The 19,388-nt window shown below is 36.0% G+C and carries 30 protein-coding genes; 27 read left to right on the top strand and 3 right to left on the bottom strand.

The features are described from left to right. Positions 1–9 precede the first annotated feature (9 nt). Positions 10–1,545 carry a glutamine-hydrolyzing GMP synthase gene (gene guaA, locus AN619_RS07955; protein ID WP_068556200.1) on the top strand — a complete coding sequence of 512 codons (1,536 nt, stop codon included), beginning with the start codon at positions 10–12 and terminating at the stop codon, positions 1,543–1,545. A gap of 81 nt (positions 1,546–1,626) precedes the next feature. Here the strand turns inward: guaA and AN619_RS07950 are convergent, their stop codons facing one another. Both AN619_RS07950 and AN619_RS07945 read right to left on the bottom strand, forming a co-directional pair. Beyond that, positions 1,627–2,715 carry a site-specific integrase gene (locus AN619_RS07950; protein ID WP_068556199.1) on the bottom strand — a complete coding sequence of 363 codons (1,089 nt, stop codon included), beginning with the start codon at positions 2,713–2,715 and terminating at the stop codon, positions 1,627–1,629. A 4-nt stretch (positions 2,716–2,719) separates the two neighbouring features. Next, a complete protein-coding gene (locus tag AN619_RS07945) occupies positions 2,720–3,208 on the bottom strand; it encodes a helix-turn-helix domain-containing protein (protein ID WP_068556198.1) in 489 nt (162 codons plus the stop codon). A 153-nt stretch (positions 3,209–3,361) separates the two neighbouring features. Here AN619_RS07945 and AN619_RS07940 point away from each other — a divergent pair, with 153 nt between their 5' ends. From AN619_RS07940 to AN619_RS07870, 16 genes are all read left to right on the top strand, one after another. Beyond that, positions 3,362–3,550, top strand: coding sequence for a hypothetical protein (locus AN619_RS07940; protein WP_068556197.1), 189 nt, complete (start codon positions 3,362–3,364; stop codon positions 3,548–3,550). Further along, entirely contained in the window at positions 3,540–3,734 is a 195-nt protein-coding gene (locus AN619_RS07935) for a helix-turn-helix domain-containing protein (protein WP_068556196.1), read from the top strand. The genes AN619_RS07940 and AN619_RS07935 overlap by 11 nt, the downstream gene beginning before the upstream one ends. Positions 3,735–3,770: 36 nt before the next feature. After that, positions 3,771–5,675 carry a DNA primase family protein gene (locus AN619_RS07930; protein ID WP_068556195.1) on the top strand — a complete coding sequence of 635 codons (1,905 nt, stop codon included), beginning with the start codon at positions 3,771–3,773 and terminating at the stop codon, positions 5,673–5,675. Between the two features lie 223 nt (positions 5,676–5,898). Continuing rightward, entirely contained in the window at positions 5,899–6,294 is a 396-nt protein-coding gene (locus tag AN619_RS07925) for a hypothetical protein (protein WP_068556194.1), read from the top strand. After that, positions 6,294–6,542: a Mor transcription activator family protein gene (locus tag AN619_RS07920; protein WP_068556193.1), complete on the top strand. Its 249-nt coding sequence runs from the start codon at positions 6,294–6,296 to the stop codon at positions 6,540–6,542. Before AN619_RS07925 ends, AN619_RS07920 begins: the two co-directional genes overlap by 1 nt. A 124-nt stretch (positions 6,543–6,666) precedes the next feature. Then, positions 6,667–6,840 (top strand): hypothetical protein, encoded by a 174-nt coding sequence (locus tag AN619_RS15915; RefSeq protein ID WP_157064955.1) that lies wholly within the window; start codon positions 6,667–6,669, stop codon positions 6,838–6,840. Between the two features lie 2 nt (positions 6,841–6,842). Next, positions 6,843–7,103, top strand: coding sequence for a hypothetical protein (locus AN619_RS07915; RefSeq protein ID WP_068556192.1), 261 nt, complete (start codon positions 6,843–6,845; stop codon positions 7,101–7,103). 17 nt (positions 7,104–7,120) lie between these two features. Further along, positions 7,121–7,345 (top strand): hypothetical protein, encoded by a 225-nt coding sequence (locus AN619_RS07910; protein ID WP_068556191.1) that lies wholly within the window; start codon positions 7,121–7,123, stop codon positions 7,343–7,345. Between the two features lie 54 nt (positions 7,346–7,399). Then, positions 7,400–7,912, top strand: a complete 513-nt coding sequence (locus AN619_RS07905) for a terminase small subunit (protein ID WP_068556190.1) — start codon at positions 7,400–7,402, stop codon at positions 7,910–7,912. 24 nt (positions 7,913–7,936) lie between these two features. Continuing rightward, positions 7,937–8,620, top strand: coding sequence for a hypothetical protein (locus AN619_RS07900; RefSeq protein ID WP_068556189.1), 684 nt, complete (start codon positions 7,937–7,939; stop codon positions 8,618–8,620). 23 nt (positions 8,621–8,643) lie between these two features. Next, positions 8,644–8,853 (top strand): hypothetical protein, encoded by a 210-nt coding sequence (locus AN619_RS07895; protein ID WP_068556188.1) that lies wholly within the window; start codon positions 8,644–8,646, stop codon positions 8,851–8,853. Next, positions 8,853–9,368 (top strand): sigma-70 RNA polymerase sigma factor region 4 domain-containing protein, encoded by a 516-nt coding sequence (locus tag AN619_RS07890; RefSeq protein WP_068556187.1) that lies wholly within the window; start codon positions 8,853–8,855, stop codon positions 9,366–9,368. Before AN619_RS07895 ends, AN619_RS07890 begins: the two co-directional genes overlap by 1 nt. A 21-nt stretch (positions 9,369–9,389) precedes the next feature. Beyond that, the gene (locus AN619_RS07885) at positions 9,390–10,259 is read left to right on the top strand and encodes a sigma-70 family RNA polymerase sigma factor (protein ID WP_068556186.1); all 870 of its coding nucleotides are present in this window, start codon (positions 9,390–9,392) and stop codon (positions 10,257–10,259) included. A 17-nt stretch (positions 10,260–10,276) separates the two neighbouring features. After that, positions 10,277–10,621, top strand: a complete 345-nt coding sequence (locus AN619_RS07880; protein WP_068556185.1) for a hypothetical protein — start codon at positions 10,277–10,279, stop codon at positions 10,619–10,621. Continuing rightward, positions 10,622–12,571, top strand: coding sequence for a tape measure protein (locus AN619_RS07875; RefSeq protein WP_068556184.1), 1,950 nt, complete (start codon positions 10,622–10,624; stop codon positions 12,569–12,571). Between the two features lie 306 nt (positions 12,572–12,877). Next, positions 12,878–13,336 carry a hypothetical protein gene (locus AN619_RS07870; RefSeq protein WP_068556183.1) on the top strand — a complete coding sequence of 153 codons (459 nt, stop codon included), beginning with the start codon at positions 12,878–12,880 and terminating at the stop codon, positions 13,334–13,336. Between the two features lie 172 nt (positions 13,337–13,508). Here AN619_RS07870 and AN619_RS07865 read toward each other — a convergent pair whose 3' ends face one another. Then, positions 13,509–13,736 carry a helix-turn-helix domain-containing protein gene (locus tag AN619_RS07865; protein WP_068556182.1) on the bottom strand — a complete coding sequence of 76 codons (228 nt, stop codon included), beginning with the start codon at positions 13,734–13,736 and terminating at the stop codon, positions 13,509–13,511. Positions 13,737–13,904: 168 nt separating this feature from the next. On the opposite strand from AN619_RS07865, the gene AN619_RS07860 reads away from it, so the two are divergent. The 10 genes from AN619_RS07860 to AN619_RS07815 all read left to right on the top strand — a co-directional run bounded on the left by AN619_RS07860 (position 13,905) and on the right by AN619_RS07815 (position 19,220). After that, positions 13,905–14,135: a hypothetical protein gene (locus AN619_RS07860; protein ID WP_068556181.1), complete on the top strand. Its 231-nt coding sequence runs from the start codon at positions 13,905–13,907 to the stop codon at positions 14,133–14,135. Between the two features lie 138 nt (positions 14,136–14,273). After that, entirely contained in the window at positions 14,274–14,492 is a 219-nt protein-coding gene (locus AN619_RS07855) for a hypothetical protein (RefSeq protein ID WP_068556180.1), read from the top strand. Positions 14,493–14,511: 19 nt separating this feature from the next. Further along, entirely contained in the window at positions 14,512–14,751 is a 240-nt protein-coding gene (locus AN619_RS07850) for a DUF739 family protein (protein WP_068556179.1), read from the top strand. Beyond that, entirely contained in the window at positions 14,748–14,963 is a 216-nt protein-coding gene (locus AN619_RS07845; protein WP_068556178.1) for a hypothetical protein, read from the top strand. Before AN619_RS07850 ends, AN619_RS07845 begins: the two co-directional genes overlap by 4 nt. An 83-nt stretch (positions 14,964–15,046) precedes the next feature. Continuing rightward, positions 15,047–15,370 carry a helix-turn-helix domain-containing protein gene (locus AN619_RS07840; protein WP_083525040.1) on the top strand — a complete coding sequence of 108 codons (324 nt, stop codon included), beginning with the start codon at positions 15,047–15,049 and terminating at the stop codon, positions 15,368–15,370. A 72-nt stretch (positions 15,371–15,442) separates the two neighbouring features. Then, on the top strand, positions 15,443–15,730 hold the full coding sequence (locus AN619_RS07835; RefSeq protein WP_068556177.1) for a type II toxin-antitoxin system Phd/YefM family antitoxin: 288 nt from the start codon (positions 15,443–15,445) through the stop codon (positions 15,728–15,730). Then, entirely contained in the window at positions 15,723–16,028 is a 306-nt protein-coding gene (locus tag AN619_RS07830) for a type II toxin-antitoxin system RelE/ParE family toxin (RefSeq protein WP_068556176.1), read from the top strand. The genes AN619_RS07835 and AN619_RS07830 overlap by 8 nt, the downstream gene beginning before the upstream one ends. 290 nt (positions 16,029–16,318) lie before the next feature. Beyond that, positions 16,319–16,591 (top strand): type II toxin-antitoxin system Phd/YefM family antitoxin, encoded by a 273-nt coding sequence (locus tag AN619_RS07825; protein WP_068556175.1) that lies wholly within the window; start codon positions 16,319–16,321, stop codon positions 16,589–16,591. Beyond that, positions 16,578–16,880 carry a type II toxin-antitoxin system RelE/ParE family toxin gene (locus tag AN619_RS07820; RefSeq protein WP_242867354.1) on the top strand — a complete coding sequence of 101 codons (303 nt, stop codon included), beginning with the start codon at positions 16,578–16,580 and terminating at the stop codon, positions 16,878–16,880. The genes AN619_RS07825 and AN619_RS07820 overlap by 14 nt, the downstream gene beginning before the upstream one ends. A 726-nt stretch (positions 16,881–17,606) precedes the next feature. After that, positions 17,607–19,220 carry a putative manganese-dependent inorganic diphosphatase gene (locus AN619_RS07815; RefSeq protein ID WP_068556174.1) on the top strand — a complete coding sequence of 538 codons (1,614 nt, stop codon included), beginning with the start codon at positions 17,607–17,609 and terminating at the stop codon, positions 19,218–19,220. Positions 19,221–19,388: the final 168 nt, after the last annotated feature.

Below are 19,388 nucleotides of genomic sequence, written 5' to 3'. Positions count from 1 at the left end.
AGGACAATTATGAACCCACAAGAATTAGTCTTAATTATTGATTTTGGCGGTCAATATAACCAGTTGATTGCAAGAAGGGTAAGGGAACAAAATGTATATTGTGAAGTAGTACCTTATCATACGCCGATAGAGAAGATTAAGGAGAAGAATCCCAAGGGCATTATTTTTACAGGCGGGCCGGCCAGCGTATATGGAGAAAATGCCCCTGCCTGTGACCGGGAGATTTTTGAGCTGGGGATTCCCATCTTGGGGATCTGCTATGGGGGGCAATTAATGGCCCAAATGTTTGGCGGGAAAGTAAACAGAGCTTCTTCCAGAGAGTATGGAAGGGTAGAGTTGCATATCCAAGACAGGGAAGGCATTTTCCATGATATTCCCGATCATTCCAAGTGCTGGATGAGCCATACGGATTTCATTGAGGTGGCGCCCCAAGGGTTTGAAATTACGGCTTTCACAGATAATTGCCCCGTGGCGGCCATGAAAAACAGTGAAAAGAAATTGTATGCCGTACAGTTCCATCCGGAGGTGGAGCACAGCGAAAAGGGAAAAGAGATGATCCGCAATTTCCTATACGAGGTGTGCAAATGCTCCGGTGACTGGAACATGCATGATTTTGTAGAAAAGACGATCCAAGAAATCAAAGAAAAAGTGGGAGATAAGAAGGTTCTCTGTGCCCTTTCTGGTGGCGTGGATTCTTCGGTGGCAGCTGTCCTTGTTCATAGAGCCGTGGGGGATCAGTTGACTTGTATTTTTGTAGATCACGGCCTATTAAGAAAGGATGAAGGGGATCAGGTTGAAAAAACCTTTAAGGAAAAATTTCATATGAACTTGGTTCGAGTAAATGTAGCGGATAGATTTTTAGGGAAGTTAAAAGGTGTGATAGACCCGGAGGCGAAGCGGAAAATTATCGGAGAAGAATTTATTCGGGTATTTGAAGAAGAATCGGATAAGCTTGGAAAAATGGATTTTCTTGTACAGGGTACCGTATATCCCGATGTGATTGAAAGCGGTACCGATACGGCGGCTGTTATTAAGAGTCATCACAATGTAGGCGGTTTGCCGGAGGATATGGAATTTGCTTTGATAGAACCACTAAGACAGCTTTTTAAGGATGAGGTAAGAAAGGTTGGGGAGGAATTGGGTATTCCTGAGGAAATTGTATGGAGACAGCCATTCCCAGGACCGGGCCTTGCCATCAGAGTATTGGGAGAAATTACGGAAGAAAAACTCCATATCGTGAGGGAATCCGATGCTATTTTGAGGGAGGAAATCAGAAAAGGGGGACTTCATCGTGAAATATGGCAGTACTTTACGGCCCTGCCCAATATTCGCAGTGTCGGCGTCATGGGCGATGAGAGAACTTACAGCCATACGGTAGCCATCCGTGCTGTGACCAGCTCCGATGGAATGACGGCTGACTGGGCAAGAATTCCCTATGAGGTTTTAGAGAGAATTTCCAATCGCATTGTCAATGAGGTGGACAATGTAAATCGTATTGTCTACGACATAACTTCCAAGCCCCCTTCAACCATTGAATGGGAATAGTAAAAGAAAATCCTCTAAGCCTTGATAATAAAGGGTTTAGAGGATTAAAATTTTACTTGTGATACGCAAATGATACATTTCCTATTTTCCAGTAGTATCATTTATATCTTTTTGTATCAGCTTTTGTAATTTATCAGCTACTTCACTTTGCTTATTCGGATAAAGGTGGGAATAAGTTTGAAGGGTAGTTTCAATATTTTCATGCCCAAGACGTTCACTTATAAGCAGCGGTGAAAAACCCATTTCAATTAATAATGATGCATGGGAATGCCGCAAGTCATGGATTCTTATTTTCTTAACTTTTGATTTCTTGCAACCCCTATCCATTTCATGATGAAGATAATATTTTGTTACTTGGAACAGTCTTTCATCAGGTTCATAATCATAAAGCTTGGATGCGTATTCCTGAACCAGTGTACCCAAGGAAGGTGGGATTGTGACAACTCTTTTGCTTTTGGGTGTCTTGGGTTCAAGTATTAAATCCTGGTCACCCATTCTTGCATAATTCTTGTTAATACTTACTGTTAAGGCTTCAAAGTCAAAATCATTTAATGTCAGTGCTAATAATTCACCTGACCGCATTCCTGTCCAAAACAGCAGTTCAAATGCGACTTTTGAAACTGGCTTATCTTCCACAGCAGTAATAAATTTACTAAATTCTTCCACAGTCCAAAACTTCATTGAATCCGCATTTTTCTTTCCCATGCTTCCGCATATCCTGGCAGGATTTGAAGGAAGCTTGTAATATTTCATTGCAAAATTGAAGATAGCTGAAAGCTGGTTATTAACTGTTTTCAGGTATGTTTGGCTATAATTGTTTTCATGTGAAATCAATTCATTCTGCCATTTTCTAACGGTTGTTGGGGTAATAGAGTTAAGCGGCATATCTTTAAAGTAAGGAAGAACCTTCAGGTCAATCACATACTTTTTGTTTTCAAGTGTTGTTGGTTTTAATCTGCTTTGGCAATCTTCCATATACAGTTCTACCAGGCTTCCAAAAGTCATATCACAGGAAGCATGTGCTTTACTAAGGAATTCCCTTTCAAATGCTTTAGCTTCTTTTTGAGTTTTAAAACCACGTTGCATTTTCTGTTTATTCGCACCAGTCCAATCTTTGTAATTGAATTTGCAGTACCAAGTACCACGTTTTTCATCTTTGTAAACAGGCATTATATCATTCCTTTCTTTCATTCAGTTTGAAAAACTCAAACTGAATATAGTTTTCAATTGATTCTTGAAATGCTTCAAAAGCTTCAGCACTGATTTCAATACTTTTTTCATTTCTTGAAAGGATGTAAATTGCACTTTCTCCATGTGGTTTAACTTCAATCCCAAAGCCAATTGATTTGAGGTAATCTTCAAATTGATTGGCTTTTTCTATTGCCGATAATATTTCTTGGTGTTCTTCGTCATACTTTGCCCAGTTGATTTTGGTATCTGTTTTCCCAAGTAAGTAATAAATTGAAACTTCAAATATATCTGCTAATTGGTCAAGGATGTCAGCAGGAACAGAACTTCTACCATTTTCCCAATATAAGACTGTATTTCCAGTTTCATAATTAAGCTTTTGAGCCAATTCAGTTTGGCTGATTTTCTTTTCCTTCCGCAGCTTCTTGATTCTTTCACCAACTATTGGGTTGATAACAACCTTTTTTCTTGCCACTGAATCACCTTCTTTTATGTTTTATAACTAACAACAATTTATAACTAACAGTTAAAACATACTTGTTAGTAGATAAAAACTAAATAGTTGTTATAATTTGATTATAAGCAACAACAACAACAAAGTCAACAACTACTTAAAAGGGGTGAAATTATGAAGAACAATGAAATCAGGGAAGCATTAAAAAAAGCCAATATGAAGCAATGGCAGCTTGCCGAACTGCTTCATATATCAGAATTTACTTTAAGTCGGAAGCTTAGAAAAGAAATTCCTGAAGATGAAAAAAGAGAAATTATAAGCTTGATAAGAAACGCTGAAAGGGGTGTAACCTATGGCAAATAATCAAGTCATTAAACAGGAATCTAAATTTTATAAAGCCGCTGATGTTGCTGAAATTCTTGGGGTTTCAGAAACAACCGCTTATAGGATTATTAGAAGCTTAAATGAGGAACTGAAAAAGCAAGGGAAAATTGTTGTGGCAGGTAAAATCAGCAAACGATTTTTTGAAGAAAAGGTGGTCATTTAAAATGAAAATAAAATGTGAGGAAGGTGGTGATTGTCAATGCAACTGTTCAAAGGTTATGTTCCAACAAAGGAAAAACAATGTTTAATTAAGTTCAAAGGAAAATCAACAGAAGAACTTTATTCAATTGAACAGGTTCAATCACTTCCTGAATTTGCGGGCATCCTTGGGGATGAAACCATCCTGATTGATATTGATGACTTTGAATCAAGTGAAGTTATATTCAAGATAGTCAAGGCATTAAAGTTGAAATGCAGAGTTTACAAAACAAGCAGGGGGAAGCACTTTCTGTTTAAGAATAAGGGTGTGACAACCAACAAAACCAAATGTAAGCTTGCAATTGGTTTGACTGCTGACATTAAGCTTGGAATCAGAAATTCATATTCAATCCTGAAGTTCAACAACAAAAACAGGGAAATTCTTTATGACACCCCTGAAGATAAAATTCAGGAACTTCCCAAATGGATGACCCCTGTTAGAACCAGCTTTGAATTTCTTGATATGGAAGCTGGGGATGGTAGAAACCAAGCTTTATTTAATTACATCCTGACACTTCAATCTGCTGACTTTACAGTTGAAGAAGCAAGGGAAACAATCAGGTTGATAAACAGCTATGTTTTGAAAGTTCCATTGAAGGATTCTGAACTTGATGTAGTGCTGCGGGATGATGCTTTCAAGAAGCCAATTTTCTTCAAAGGAACAACATTCTTGTTTGATAAGTTTGCAACCTATATCAAGAACAATAACCACATCATCAAGATAAATAATCAGCTTCACATATATAAAGATGGTGTTTATGTTTCAAATGACAAACTAATCAATAATACAATGTTGACACATATTCCACAATTGAGCAGGGCAAAAAGAAATGAAGTAATGTCATATTTAGATGACTTGATAATTGAAAATACACCAACTTCAGAAGCCAATTTAATTGCTTTCAGGAATGGGGTTTATAACATCAGGGATGATTCATTTGTGCCATTTTCACCTGACATTATCATCACCAATAAAATCAATTGGGATTACAACCCTGCTGCTTATTCTGAATTGGTTGATAAAACCTTAAATAAGATTGCCTGTAATGATGGCAACATTAGAAAGTTATTGGAAGAAATTTTAGGTGCGGTTATGTACCGTTCAAATACTCTTGCAGGTGGAAAAGCTTTCATCCTTCTTGGTGAAAAAAATAATGGAAAATCAACCTTCCTGGATATGGTGAAAACAATGCTTGGAGATGAAAATATTGCATCCCTTGACCTTAAAGAATTGGGTGATAGATTCAAAACTGCTGAATTGTTTGGGAAGCTTGCAAACATAGGTGATGATATAGGTGATGAATTTATTGCCAATGCAGCGGTATTCAAGAAGTTGGTTACTGGTGAAAGGGTTAGTGTTGAACGAAAAGGGAAAGACCCATTTGAATATGAAAACTATGCAAAATTACTGTTTTCAGCAAATAACATCCCAAGAATGGGGAAAGGAAGGGATACTGGTGCAATATTAAGAAGGTTGGTTATAATTCCGTTTGATGCACGATTCAGTAATGATGACCCTGATTATACACCTGGTATCAAGTATGAATTAAGAGAACAAGAATGTGTTGAATATATGATTCTTCTTGGGATTGAAGGTTTAAAAAGGGTTTTGAAAAACAAAGCTTATACAAAATCTGAAAAAGTTGAAAAAGAACTGGATGAATATGAAGTGACAAACAATCCGGTTCTTGGATTTATTCAAGAGTGTAATATTGAAGAATTTCAGATTGAAAATGAGCCTACAAGCAAGGTTTATGAACATTATTGTACTTATTGCACTAAGAATGGATTTCAAGCAGTAAGCAATATTGAATTTTCTAAACAAATAAATAGACATCTCAACTTTAGAATAAAGGTTACAAAAGTAAATGGGAAATCAACAAGAATATTTATTAGCAATGATTGATAGTTACGGTTTATTCTACGGTTGGTTACAGTTTATTCTACGGTTGAAATTACTGAAATATCAAGGCGGTTACGGTTGTCTACGGTTAAAATAAATTTCTTATATTAAATATATAAAAAAAAATTATATAAAAAATTTATATATAAAAAAAATAAATATTATATATATCTACGGTCAAAACCGTAGAAGCGTAACCCCTAAATATTAAGAAAGGGTGGTTTAAATGAGTACATTAAGTTTGAAAAAGGTTATTGAATTGGCTGATGAAGGATTGAATTGTAAAAGCATTTTAGGCTTTGAAAGAATAGATAGAAAATACCGATTGACCTTCTATATTGATGAAAGAAGCAAAAGGGTTGATGGTAGATATATTGTTAAACCAGTAGGCAAAAGCAGTAATGGTTATTATTATATTTGTTGTCCACATTGTCAGCAGTTTGAAGCAGTTCATAAGGATGAAATTAAAAAAGGCAAGTTGATAAAGTCAAGGTGTTCCAATAATTGCAGCAATATTCCAAATAGAATTCTTGCATACCAGGACAAAGAAACTGGTCAAACCAAGATTATTAAAATTAAGCAGGATGCTTATTATATTGACTTGGAAGGATGGTGTAAATAATGTCAAATGTGGTTTCAATAGAAAAGCTGAAGAAAGTTGTTGGTGAAGCTGCTTTTCAGGAATTGGTCAATCATCTTCCAGGTAAAAACATATACATACCCAAGAATTTTAATGAAAAATATCATGACAGGAAGAAGCGGAACAATCTTATCAGAAAAGATTATGCTGCTGGAATGGAAGTTTCTGATTTGGCTGCAAAGTATGGATTGAGCAGGGGAACAATTTACAAAATCATAGAAAAACACTAAAGACACTATATATAGTGTCTTATTTTTTAGAAACATACTAAATATAGTGTTATATTGATGAACATAACGTCACAAAATGGTAAAATTATCTTATGGCAAAGTATGCTTTTAGGGGGTGAATTCATTGGATGACAGAACAAAAAGCCGTCAAGAATACTTAAAAAAGTATCAACAAGAAAACAGAGATAAGCTGAATGAATACCAGCGGAAATATCGTTCTGAACATCCTGAAAAGGTGAAGGAATGGCAAGAAAGGTATTGGATGAAGAAATTGCAGCTTTGTTCTATGGGGGTGTAAGCATGTCAATATTTGTTGATTTCCTGGACAAGCTGCCGCCAAATAATCAAATTGCAGTTGGTCAGATGCTGAATGTTTTATCTGAAGATGACCTTGGATTCATTGAAGATTATTTACTAAAAGGTTCACCAATACCAAATAACATTGTCATGAAAATTGATAGTGCTTTTATAAAAGCAGGTTTTCCACAGTTTACTTGGGAAAATTGCAGAACGGACACCAGGAACATGATTTATGATGGTTGGTTTGATGAAGTTGATTAAAAGAAAGGAAGATGAAAATGGCAAAGTATTATGAGATGGAAACACCAGTAACTGTTATTACAGAAAAAGGGGAATTCAGGTACTACAAGGAAGCTAAAAGGCTTCAGGTTTCAAAACCCAAATGGAAGGATATGAATGATGAAGTTCGCATGGGTAAAACAGTAACCCTGGATTTGAATGGCTTCAAAGGTAATGAGGATTTAAAAGCATTGTTGAACCAGGTGCTGGCTGACTTGGATTAAAAAGTTAGTATTCGGACATATCGGACACCTTAAAAAGAAAGGCAGGTGGATAAAATGGCAAAGCTGACAGCGAAACAAAGAAGGTTTTGTGAAGAATATCTGATTGACCTGAACGCAACACAGGCGGCAATCAGGGCAGGGTATTCCCCTAAAACAGCAAGGTTTATTGCTAATGAAAACCTTACAAAACCCTACATCCAAAGAAGAATTGAAAAAATGATGGATGAACGGTCGAGAAGAACAGGAATAACACAGGATATGGTTGTTCATGAACTTGGTAAGATTGGCTTTTCAATTATTACTGATTACTTAAAAATCGAAAATAACCATGTTGAATTCTTTGACACTGACAGCATCCAGCAAGATAAGCTTTCAGCTATTGCTGAAATCAAAGAAACCAACAATGGAATATCTTTTAAACTTCATGACAAATTGAAGGCTTTGGAACTGCTTGGAAGGCACTTGGGAATGTTTAAGGATAAGGTTGAAATATCAGGGCAATTGGATAATAACCCTTTTGAAGGGCTTACCACTGAAGAATTGAAAATTATGCTTCAAAAATTATAAACAAAGAAAGGTTGGTAAATAAACATGAAAACAGAGATTAAAAACAGGGTGCAGAAATTATTTGAAATGCAAAGGGAAGCAAGGAAGGAATATGCCAAAATTGATGAACAGATTAACGATTTACAACAGTCAACCATCTATACAGATAAATATAAGGCTGAAATTATAAAACAGCTTAAACAGGAAAAGGAACAAGGCTTAAAGGCTATTGATACGATGTTTAACAAGCAGTTAAAAGAAATTATTACTGAAGAAAGGAAAGCCATTATTGGTGAACCTGAAGCAAAGCCTGCTGATTATCAGATTCAAGTTTCTAATGCTTTGAAATTCATTGAAACAATTGGTAAATCCCTTACTGATAAGCAGTTATCTGAAATGCTTGAACCCTTTAAAAATGATATGCAAACAATGCAGTTGTTCAAGCAAGTTGTTGAAGGTATATTTCCTGAAACAAGGGGGATTACAAGGGCTGATGGTAAAGGTGAAGGATTTAAAGACATTTTAAGTTCTCATTTCCAATATCCATTCCAAAAGACCTTTGGAAAAGTAATGGATTATACAGCAATGCTTAATAACCTGGATGAAGTTGAATCATTGGCTGGCAGCTTATTTGATTCAAAAGAGGATATGAAATCAGGAATAAAAATGGAAATATTCAATTCCAAAGTTGATACTATTCATGAATTAGCAAATGCTTTGGAAGCTTAATTTGAAAGGCGGTGAAATTTGATATGAGTGAAAAAGAACTTGCTTTAAAGACAGCTTACAACCAGTATATTGACTGTTTGGTTGATTATCTGAATGAAGTCAAGGCAACCAGTGCAGAAAACAACAGCCTTGAATATATACTGGACAGGCATGAAGGCGATTATGTTACTCGTTCTTACTATCTTGCAAGGGCTTGTGATGGGGCTGCACTGCTTGAAAGAAAAGCTATTTGATGGATTTAAAAGCTGCACTGGTGGTGGACTCCCCTTCAGCATTGGTGCAGCTATTTGTTTTCAGGGGGTGGTTGTTATTGGTGGAAACATTAGATTTATTTGAAGTCAAGCAGATAGTAAAACAGGCAGCGGAAACCCTTTTAAATGATTTAAGAAAAGCACATTTGCTTAATGAATATGAGGAACAAGTTATTTCATCCATTTTCAGTGACATTATATGGTTCAAGCAAAGCTTAATTATGCTGAATGATGCTTCAGTACCAGCTAATAAGAAACGTGAAGTAGCGATATTTGTAAAGGGCATGAATGAAGCTTTTAAAAAGCTTTATGAAATGGTTGGTGAAAGGTGCTTCACTATTTTTTACAATTCCTATATTGAGGATAAGACAAGAAATGAAATAGCTGATGCTTTAAATATTGATGTTACAACAGTTAGAAGGAATAAGAAGAAAGCTTTGCTGAAGTTATCAATGATTCTGTATCCTGAACTTAGCATCATGGCTATGTTTAGATAGTCGCTGAAGGGGGTGAATTACTTGACTAATGAAGAACTTGTAAAAGCATATCAAGAAGGCAATTATTCTGCTTTAGATGAACTGATACAGAAAAATAAAGGGCTGGTCAAGTATTTTGCCAACAAATATTGTGGTGTTGCAAGTAAAGCATTACTTGATTTTGATGACTTAGAACAAGAAGGTTGGATTGCTTTTATAAAAGCAGTTGAAAAATACAGGTTTAATACTGAAGAACCCGTTAAATTATCAGCTTATGCTGGTGAAGTAATTAAAGGTAGAATGCTTAATTTCATAAACAGAAATATTTCCAGGGTTAAAAAAAGTGATTCAACGAGTGACTGGATAATAATGCACAGTCTTAATAACGTTGTGTCAGAAGATGATGATAGAAACCTTGAAGAATTACTTGCAGATGAAAGTTCAGAACAGCCTTTTTTAGAAGTTGATGAAGAAATTGACAATGAAATATTAAGGCAAGACCTATATGAAGTGCTTGATTCAGTATTTGGTAAAGAAACAGAATTCAATGGTGAAGATTTTAGTTTTATGGATGTCAATTATTTAACCTTCAAGCTGAAAAATGGTATTACTGGCAGGGAAGTTCTTATTTTGCATTATGGATTAGAGGGGAAACCACAATCAATTGAACAAATAGGTAAAAAGTTCAATGTATCACATCAGTATGTTCAACAAATTGAATTCGGTGCACTTAAAAAAATAAGAAATAGTGAAGAAGGTAAAGCATTGATGAAAAAATATCAGTGGAAAGTGTTAAGTTCACTGGAACATGACAGGGATAAAATAAATAAATTTGCTTCACCTGATACGGTTCTTGAAAGAATGGAAATCGTTGATGATTTACTATATAAAATTCTCAAACAATGCTGTTAGAAAGGGGTGAAAACAAAGTGAACCAAAATATTGAAGTAATCAATAAACATTTGTGGGCGGTAAAGTTCAGCTTCCTTCCATTCATAAGTGAAATTAACTATGTTCCTGATGATACTGTTCCAGTTGATGAAGAAGTTGGGCAACTGCTTGATACAGGAATTATTCTTTTAAACAAGGAACATAAGCTTTTTGAAGTTTATAAAGATGGGTTTTGTAGAATTATGAATAAATCTAATCGTCAAATTAAAAATGAACTTTCCAATGCAAAACGAATTCCAAACAAAGATAAGTGGCAAATATTGTATATGGAAATGCTCAAATTAGAGCAAAAACGAAGGAAAATAGAAAGGGGTGAATTATAAATGGCAACAATAAGAACAGCTATTCAGATTCATGATGGTATGACACCAGGATTAAGAAGTATAACCAATGCTTTGAATATGACAATATCAAGTTTTGAAGCACTTCAGACTGCTTCAGGTAATGCAATTGATACTGCAAGTATTCAAGCAGCAAGGACAGAATTAAACAGGGCAGAATTGGCTTTTAATGAGATTGAACAACAAATAAGAGAAGCAAACCAGGCACAACAGCAATTCAATAATGATATTCGTAATGGTCAAGGGGCTGCTGATGGTTTATTGGGTAAATTGAAAAGTGTGACAATGTCAATTGGTGCTGCCTTTGGCGCTAAAAAGATTATTGAATTGACAGATTCCATGACTTCTACAAATGCAAGGCTTGATTTAATGAATGATGGACTTCAAACTACTGAAGAACTTCAAAATATGATACTGGAATCAGCAAATGCTTCAAGGGTTGCTTATATGGACACTGCCGCCGCTGTTTCCAAGCTTGGAATTATGGCAAAAGATGCTTTTTCAAGCAATGCTGAAATAGTTGCATTTACTGAACTTATGAACAAGAACTTTGCTATTGGCGGGGCAAGTATTCAAGAACAGACAGCGGCAATGTACCAGCTTACACAGGCAATGGCGGCAGGTAAATTACAAGGTGATGAATTCAGAAGCATTATGGAAAATGCGCCGCTTCTTGCACAATCCATTGCTGAATACATGGGGAAATCAGTTGGCGAATTAAAAGATATGTCCGCTGAAGGCTTAATTACTGCTGACATTATCAAAAATGCAATGTTTGCTTCTGCTGATGAAACCAATGCCAAGTTTGCTGAAATGCCAATGACTATTGGACAGATTGGAACAGTTGTTGGAAATACCTTACTTCAGACCTTTGAACCAGTGCTTCAGGGTATTGGTAGAGGGGCGCAATGGATATATGACAACTGGTCAACCCTTGAACCAATATTTTGGGGGCTTACTGCTGCTGTTGGTGCTTATGCAGTTGGACTTGGAATACAAACTGTTGCAACATGGATTGCAACAGGGGCTGCCAAAGCTTTCTTTACAACCTTAATGAGTAATCCATTATTTTGGATAGCACTTGCAGTTGGGGTTGTAATTGCTGCTATTTACAGATGGGTTCAGTCAGTTGGAGGGCTTGAAATAGCATGGAAAATTTGCATGAATGGAATCCTGACAGCCTGGGATTGGGTAAAAATTGGATTCTTTACAGGTGTTTATTGGGTTCTTGATTTATGGGATAAGCTGAAGTTTGGAATTATGACAGCAAGTGTTGGAATTCAGAATTTCATGGGTGATATGAAAGCCAATGTACTGACTATCCTTCAAAACATGGTCAATGGTGCAATTGGAATCATCAATAATTTCATTAACCTGCTGAATAAGATTCCAGGGGTGTCCATTAGTGCAATCCAGGAAGTAACCTTTGGAACAACTGCACAAATGGAAAATGATGCAGCTAAAAGAGCAAGGGAAGCCGACCTTCAGAATTACAGGAATCAACTTGAAGCTGGTATGGCTGCAAGGGATGCAGCACTTGAAAGGATGAAGTCAGATGCATGGGATGCAGCCGCTAAAAGACAAGCTGAAATAAGTGCAGCACAAGCGGCAAATGCTGCCAAGGCGGCGCAAGATAATGACTTTTTATCCATATTCAATAACGCTGAAGCAATGAAAAATTTAGCTGATACAGCAGCTAATACAGCAAAGATGGCTAATTCTATGGAAATGAGTGAAGAAACCCTTGAATATATGCGTGACTTGGCAGAACAGGAAGTAATAAACCGCTTTACAACTGCCGAAATCAAGATTGAAATGGGCGGCATAACCAACAATGTAAGCAAAGATACTGACCTTGATGGCATAATTGATTACCTTGCTGAAGGACTATATGAAGCAATGCAGGTTGCCGCTGAAGGTGTGCATCTATAATAATGATAAATGCCCAAGGAACAGCCTTTATTTTGGCTATCCCTTGGGCTTTTTTTCGTTTATGCGAATGATACCACAATCCTAAAATGGGAACTCCTGATTTTTGAATTTGGAATATAAAAGGATGTCGGTAATAACTATATCCTTTTATTTAAGGTATAATCATTTGTGTATACTCCTTTTCATCTTTATCAACATACCTTTGAATTGCTTTATGTGCTTCAAGGGTATTTTATATCCAAATATTTGAAATAATATGTTATAATATTTTTTGAAAGTTAATTTTCAAAGGAACGGTGAAATAATATGTCACAACCAAGACCAAGCTTTATAGATTCCCCTTATTTTATTATGGAATGTGACAACTGGCATTTGACAGATGATGCACCTGAAGAACTGAAAAAGGAATTTGAAGAATATATGAAAAGTGACTATTTAAGAAAACGGGGTGAACCCATGCCCAAAATAATTGCTAAAGGTAAATATCTTGGTGTTGAAAGAGAAGTTGAATGTTTCCTGAAAGATGGATTCCCGATTATTGAAGTTGATGGAGAATTTAACCAAGAAGCACAAAATGATTTTATTATAAAGCTGAAAAAATGCCCTGCAATTGGTGGAACATACTACCCGCCTGAAAATAGTTTGTTAGCAGCTTGCAGTGTTCTTGAATCGGTTTTCTTTGATGATGGTTCAATCCCAACAATTGAAGCTATTGGAGATATTGGTAAAATACCAACCTATGATATAGAAGGTATTGTTTATTAAAGCACCCGCTGATTTAATGGCAGGTGCTTCTTTATTTGGCTTCTGAAGGGCTTTTTTACCATGGGTAATATAAATACCTTACCTTGATGTTTTGGGCTTAATATGGGCAAGCTGTAAGGGCATAGCATACAAAAATTAGCACCTGGATTGAATTCCAAGTGCTTTTTTTTTATTATTCTTCAGGTGAATCAGGTGTATATTCCAATAAGTCAGAAAGCTTACAGTTAAAAACCTTGCAAAGCGTTATAAGGGTTTTTAGGCTGGTAGCTTCAATTTCAGCATTAGTTCCCTTATAAAGCCTGTTGATTGCATTTCTGCTTAATCCTGAACGGTTTATCAGTTCCTGAATATCATCTATCTTGTGTTTTGCCATTAAAATTCTAATATTGCAGGTAATCAATTTTATCACATCCTTTCATAAAGATTTTACCATGAAAAGGCAAATAATATCAATAGAGAATTAAAAATTAACCTTAAAAAGTCAAAAAATATCTTTACAAATACTTTGAAGGGTGATAAAATAACCTTGTAAGGTTAAATAATAACTATGAAAGGTTAGGTGTTTATTATGAAGTCAATAGAAGTAAGAGTTTCAAGTTCTCTTATTAGATTTCAAACATGGGATATTGGAATTGCAATTTCTACACTGAAAAAGTTGTTTAACGCAACTATAGAAGATGTTGCACCAGTGATGAATGCTTATACTGAATTTGTTTATTCGGACAGCATTTCTACATTGAAAACCTATGATATAGGTGACCAAAAGTTAATTACAATTGAATTCTGTCGTGCAAAATAAACCCGCCTGATGATGACTTGCTGGGTACAAGTCGAAACCCCTTTGTGGGGTAGCGGGAACCCGCCAAGAGGAAGTATTGCAATGCTTCCCATTACATAGATTGTTCTTTGAAATATTAAAAAATATGTGGAAATGAAGGTGATTACCATAGACCATGTACTTGATGCAATAAGACCACATTATGAAGCCTTGTTGGATTGCTTCCTGGAAGAACATAGGACAGGCAATTATAAAAAACTTAGTGAAAATCCTTTTTATGATGAAGTCAAAGCCTTAATTGATGCTATGAACGTTTTAAGGAAGTACCTTGGTTGGGAAACCATCAAGCTGAAGGATGAAGTTGAATTTTACTTATAAGATGAATGGGGGAATAAAAATGTTTATTATTTTCAATCATGAGAAGTTGGAACAAAGAATCAATGTCATGTATGGCAGTAAGGAAGCCTTTGGGAAGCTTATGGGCATGACCAAGCAAAGAATCAATTCCAGGTTAAAAAGTGCAACAGACTTCACACAATCAGAGATAGAAAAGGCTGCTGAACTGTTGAATATCCAACCTGAAGAAATACCTATATACTTCTTTGATGTTGAATATGAAGGGGGATGTGAAGCTTGAACATATACTTTTGCCATAATGATAAAGGTGACCTGCTTCTGAATGTGTTGGTTAGTGATGAAGAAAGTTATTCCTTCAATTTTTCTGAAGAAGGCGGGATGGAAAAGGCAAATGAATTCCTGGAAGCACTTCAAAAGGCTTTGCCAAAGGATATTTTAGGCACGTACAGCACAATTGAAGAACTAAATAGGATTGCAGCAGATATAAAATAAACTGCTGGGGATGTTCTTGAAGGGCATCCCTTTTGTTATAATGAAATTGAAGGTTAATTTTCAAAAGAATAGGGGTTAAGATTATGGAAATAAAGATAGATGAAAAGCAGATTGCAGATGCAATCATTAACGAATTAAAAAGACATAATCTATTGGGTGAAAAGCAGCAAAATGTAACGGTGGTTTATAATGCTGAATCACAGGATATTTTATATACAGTTGCAGAAGTTGCCGAATTGGTTAAATGTAATAATGCTTACATTTACAGTTTAATCAAAGCGGGTTTGCTTCCAGCCTTAAAACTTGGAAGCATGAAAATAAGAAGAACCGCATTACTGGAATTTCTTGAAAAGTATGAAGGTAAAGATTTAACTGACCCATTTAATATAAAGGATATTGAAAGGTAATTTTCAAAAATTTGTTGTTAGTTTAGCATAATTATGATAAAATTATGCTAAACTAATTGAGGGGTGAATATAATGCCACATATCAGACCAGTTTCAGATTTGAGAAATAATTTTGCTGATATTTCAAGGGTTGTCCATGAAACTGCCGAACCTGTATTCTTGACCAAGAATGGTTATGGGGATATGGTTGTAATGAGTATGGAAGCTTATGAACGCAAAATGTTTGAAAGTGAAGTATATTTCAAGCTGAAGGAAGCTGAATTGGAAGCCAAAACAACCGATAAGAGATATTCTCATAAAGAAGTTTTTGACGAATTAAGGGTAAAGCTTTCGGACAGGATGGAATCTGATAATGTATGAAATTAGATACCTGCCTTTAGCGAGGAAGGATTTAACTGATATTACGACTTATATTGCAGACCATTTGAAAGCACCAAAGGCAGCAATGGATTTATTAAATGCCCTGGATGAATCCATATCCAGGCTTGAACAGTTCCCTTATTCGTGCAAAGTATATCAGCCAATCAAAGAGTTGGAAAATGAATATAGGCTTTTACCAGTCAAGAATTATGCTGTTTTCTATGTAGTTAAGGAACGGGTTGTTGAAATTCATAGGGTTGTATATGCTAAAATGGATTTAACAAAGATTATAAAATGATATATCTGACACCACAGAAAATATAATAAATGAGTGAAAAAGTGATACGAAAATGATACGCAAAATTTTTGAAGCCTGATTTTTTCAATGAAAATAGAAAAAATAAAGGCGTGAAATGCAGTAAAATCAATAGGTGAAAATATTGAAAAAGACATAATCACAGAATGGGAATAAAAAAATCCCCTGAGCCTTACATATTAAAAGGCTTAGGGGATTGGTTTTATACTTCATTGATGGTTTAGCATAATTATGATAAAATTATGCTAAGCTAATAAAGGGGTGATAAATGTATGCCACATATTAGACCTGTATCAGATTTGAGAAATAATTTTGCCGATATTTCAAGGATAGTCCATGAAACTGCCGAACCTGTATTCTTGACCAAGAATGGTTATGGGGATATGGTTGTAATGAGCATGGAAGCTTATGAGAAGCTTAAGCTGGATATTTTGATTTTTGAAAAATTAAAAGAAGCTGCATTGGAAGCAAAATCAACAGATATAAGATATGATTTTGATGAAGTTTCAAAAGAAATGAGGGAGAAACTCATTGAAAAAATATAAAATTAAAATGCTTCCTGCTGCAAAGGTTGATTTGGGTGATATGATTGATTATTTGTCACAATTCTACCCAAGCACAGCTTTAAAACAATATGATAGAATTATTGAAAAAATTAATGCTTTGAAAGAATTTCCATTTATGTATGAGGAATACCCAGTTGATGTGATGGGCTTTCGATACCGAAGGATGGTAGTTGATAAATACTTAATATTCTATGTTGTGTTAGAAGAAACGATTGAAATTCACCGAATTATAAATTCAAGAATGGATTTAACAAAGATTATAAAATGATATAATTGATGCCGCAGGAAATATAAAAATGAGTGAAAACAAGCGTACACAAATCGTACACATATTTTATGAAACCTGCTTTTTCATTGAAAATAGAAATAATAATGGTGTGAAATGCAATAAAATCAGCACATTAAATTTAAGAAAAAGACTTAATCACAGAGTGGGAATAGCAAAGTAAAAGCCTATAAACCTAATAAAATCAAGGGTTTGCAGGCTTTAATTTTTGTTTGTGGCAGCAGAATGGCAACATTATTCAAGATTTTCGATTTTTTCTCAAGTTCCGAGATTTCTTCGGACAATTTCTCATCCTCCAGAGACTCGTTAAGGGCGTCTAATTTTTCAGCAACCTCCCCATATAAAGATGGGCATAAGTTTCCAGAGTGGTCTCAACATTTTTATGGCCTTTTATGACAGCTCGGGAAATGGAATGTTTCCACGATTATCATAACACGAAAATATCGTGATATCAAAATAATATTTGTAATATGCGAAAATAGATATTGACATCAAAAGCATTTAACAAATCTGTACTTTATTCCGAAAGAATCTTAAGCAAATAGGATGATCTGTTTTTTTTTTCATAAGATGCAAAATAAGGTATGCAAACTCCAATCTATGATACAATAAGATAAAGACAATGCCGGCCCATGGCTGCCTGTAGGCATATAATATAAATCTAGTTTTGCCGTTAGTTTTTCAATGCAAAGATAAAGGAGAATGCTCATGTCGATTTTGATATTCGGACATAAAAATCCTGATACGGATTCTGTTGCTTCAGCCATTGCCTTTTCCTATTTGAAAAATCAGCTGGGGTACGACACAATTCCCTGTATTCTTGGAAACTTGAATAAGGAATCAAAATTTGTACTGGGATATTTTGGGGTACAGCTACCCAGCCTTATCAAAAATGTCAAAATACAGCTCAAAGATCTAAATTATGATAAGGTAGAAGGAATTTCACCAAAGGCGTCCATCTTGCATGCCTATCGGCAGATGGAGGAAAAAAATCTGAAAACCCTGCCGATTGTGGATGAAGAGGAGAGATTGGCAGGAATCGTGACCATGAAGGATATTGCCATGGGTTTGATTCAAGGGGACTTTTATCATCTGGACACCTCCATGGAGAATATTGTCCGGGATTTAAAGGGAAAAATCCTTGTGGACGGGTACCAAGAGATCAGGGGCAGGATTAAGGTGATGGCCTTTTATTATGAGAGTATTCGCGGCACTTTGAGCAAAGATGATATTATTATCGTGGGGGATCGATATATGATCATCGAGGAGGCCATTGAGGCAGGTGTGAAATTGATTATCGTCACAGGAGACAAAGAATTGCCTGCCAGGTATTTGCATATGGCAAGGGCCAAGAATGTAAATATGATCGCTGTGCCTACGGATACGTTTACTACGTCAAAGTTGATCAATCAATGTAATTTTATTTCTTCCATCATGAAAACCCAGGGAATTGTCCAGTTCCATGAGGAGGAATATTTGGAAGAAGTGAAGGATGAAATGATCCATACAACCTTCAGAAATTTTCCTGTGGTAGATCATGGGCAGCGGTTTTTAGGATTTATCGGTAGGAGGCATATTATCAATCCAAGGAAAAAACAAGTCATTCTGGTAGATCACAATGAATATGCCCAAAGTGCCGAGGGACTGGGGGAAGCCGAAATTCTGGAGATTGTGGATCATCATAAGATTGGAGACATCTCCACGGCTATGCCCATTAGCTTTCGAAATATGCCCGTAGGAAGTACGTGTACCATTATTTATCATTTGTTCCAGGAAGCAAGGGTGGAAATTCCCTATGAAATGGCTGGATTGCTGATCTCCGGAATTATTTCCGATACTCTGCTGTTGAAGTCTCCCACCGCCACCCCTTGGGATAAAAGGGCTTTGGAGGGGTTAAACCAGACTTTGCAATTGGATTTGGAAGTTTTCTCCATGGAGATGTTTAAGGCGGGGACCTCTTTGGAAGGATACAGTATCGAAGAGGTATTTTACAAGGACTTCAAAGAATTTCAACTGGAGGGAGTAAAAGTAGGGATTGGCCAAGTATTCACCTTAGATATAGAAGATGTCTTCCATCGAAGGGATCAATTTATCGATTTTATTCAACGGGTTCATCAACATAACAATTATTACCTTACCCTTCTGATGGTAACGGATATCCTGAAGGAAGGCTCCTATCTGCTGTACCAATGCGCCAATTTGAGTCTTCTTGCCGTAGCTTTTGATATAGAGCCGCAACAGGGTTTTTTTGTTCAGGGAATTGTGTCAAGGAAGAAGCAGATCTTGCCCAAGCTTGCGGAAGCCCTGAGGATGCTGAAATAATCAAAAAGGAACGCGGTTTGCAGTGCCACGTTCCTTTTTTCGTGCGCCCGGCATGGGCAGTAACTTGGCGGTGAAAGTCCGCTATGGGCTTGGCAGTGGGAACCATTAGCCAAAGGCAAGGGTGTCCATCGTGAGGTGGAATCTGAAGGAAGCCGGAGGCAAAGTCCC

The sequence above is a fragment of the Thermotalea metallivorans genome, from assembly GCF_001562415.1.
GTDB classification, from domain to species: domain Bacteria; phylum Bacillota; class Clostridia; order Peptostreptococcales; family Thermotaleaceae; genus Thermotalea; species Thermotalea metallivorans.
The sequence above is the reverse complement of the archived record's forward strand: the minus strand, read 5'-3'. Positions and strand labels throughout refer to the sequence as shown.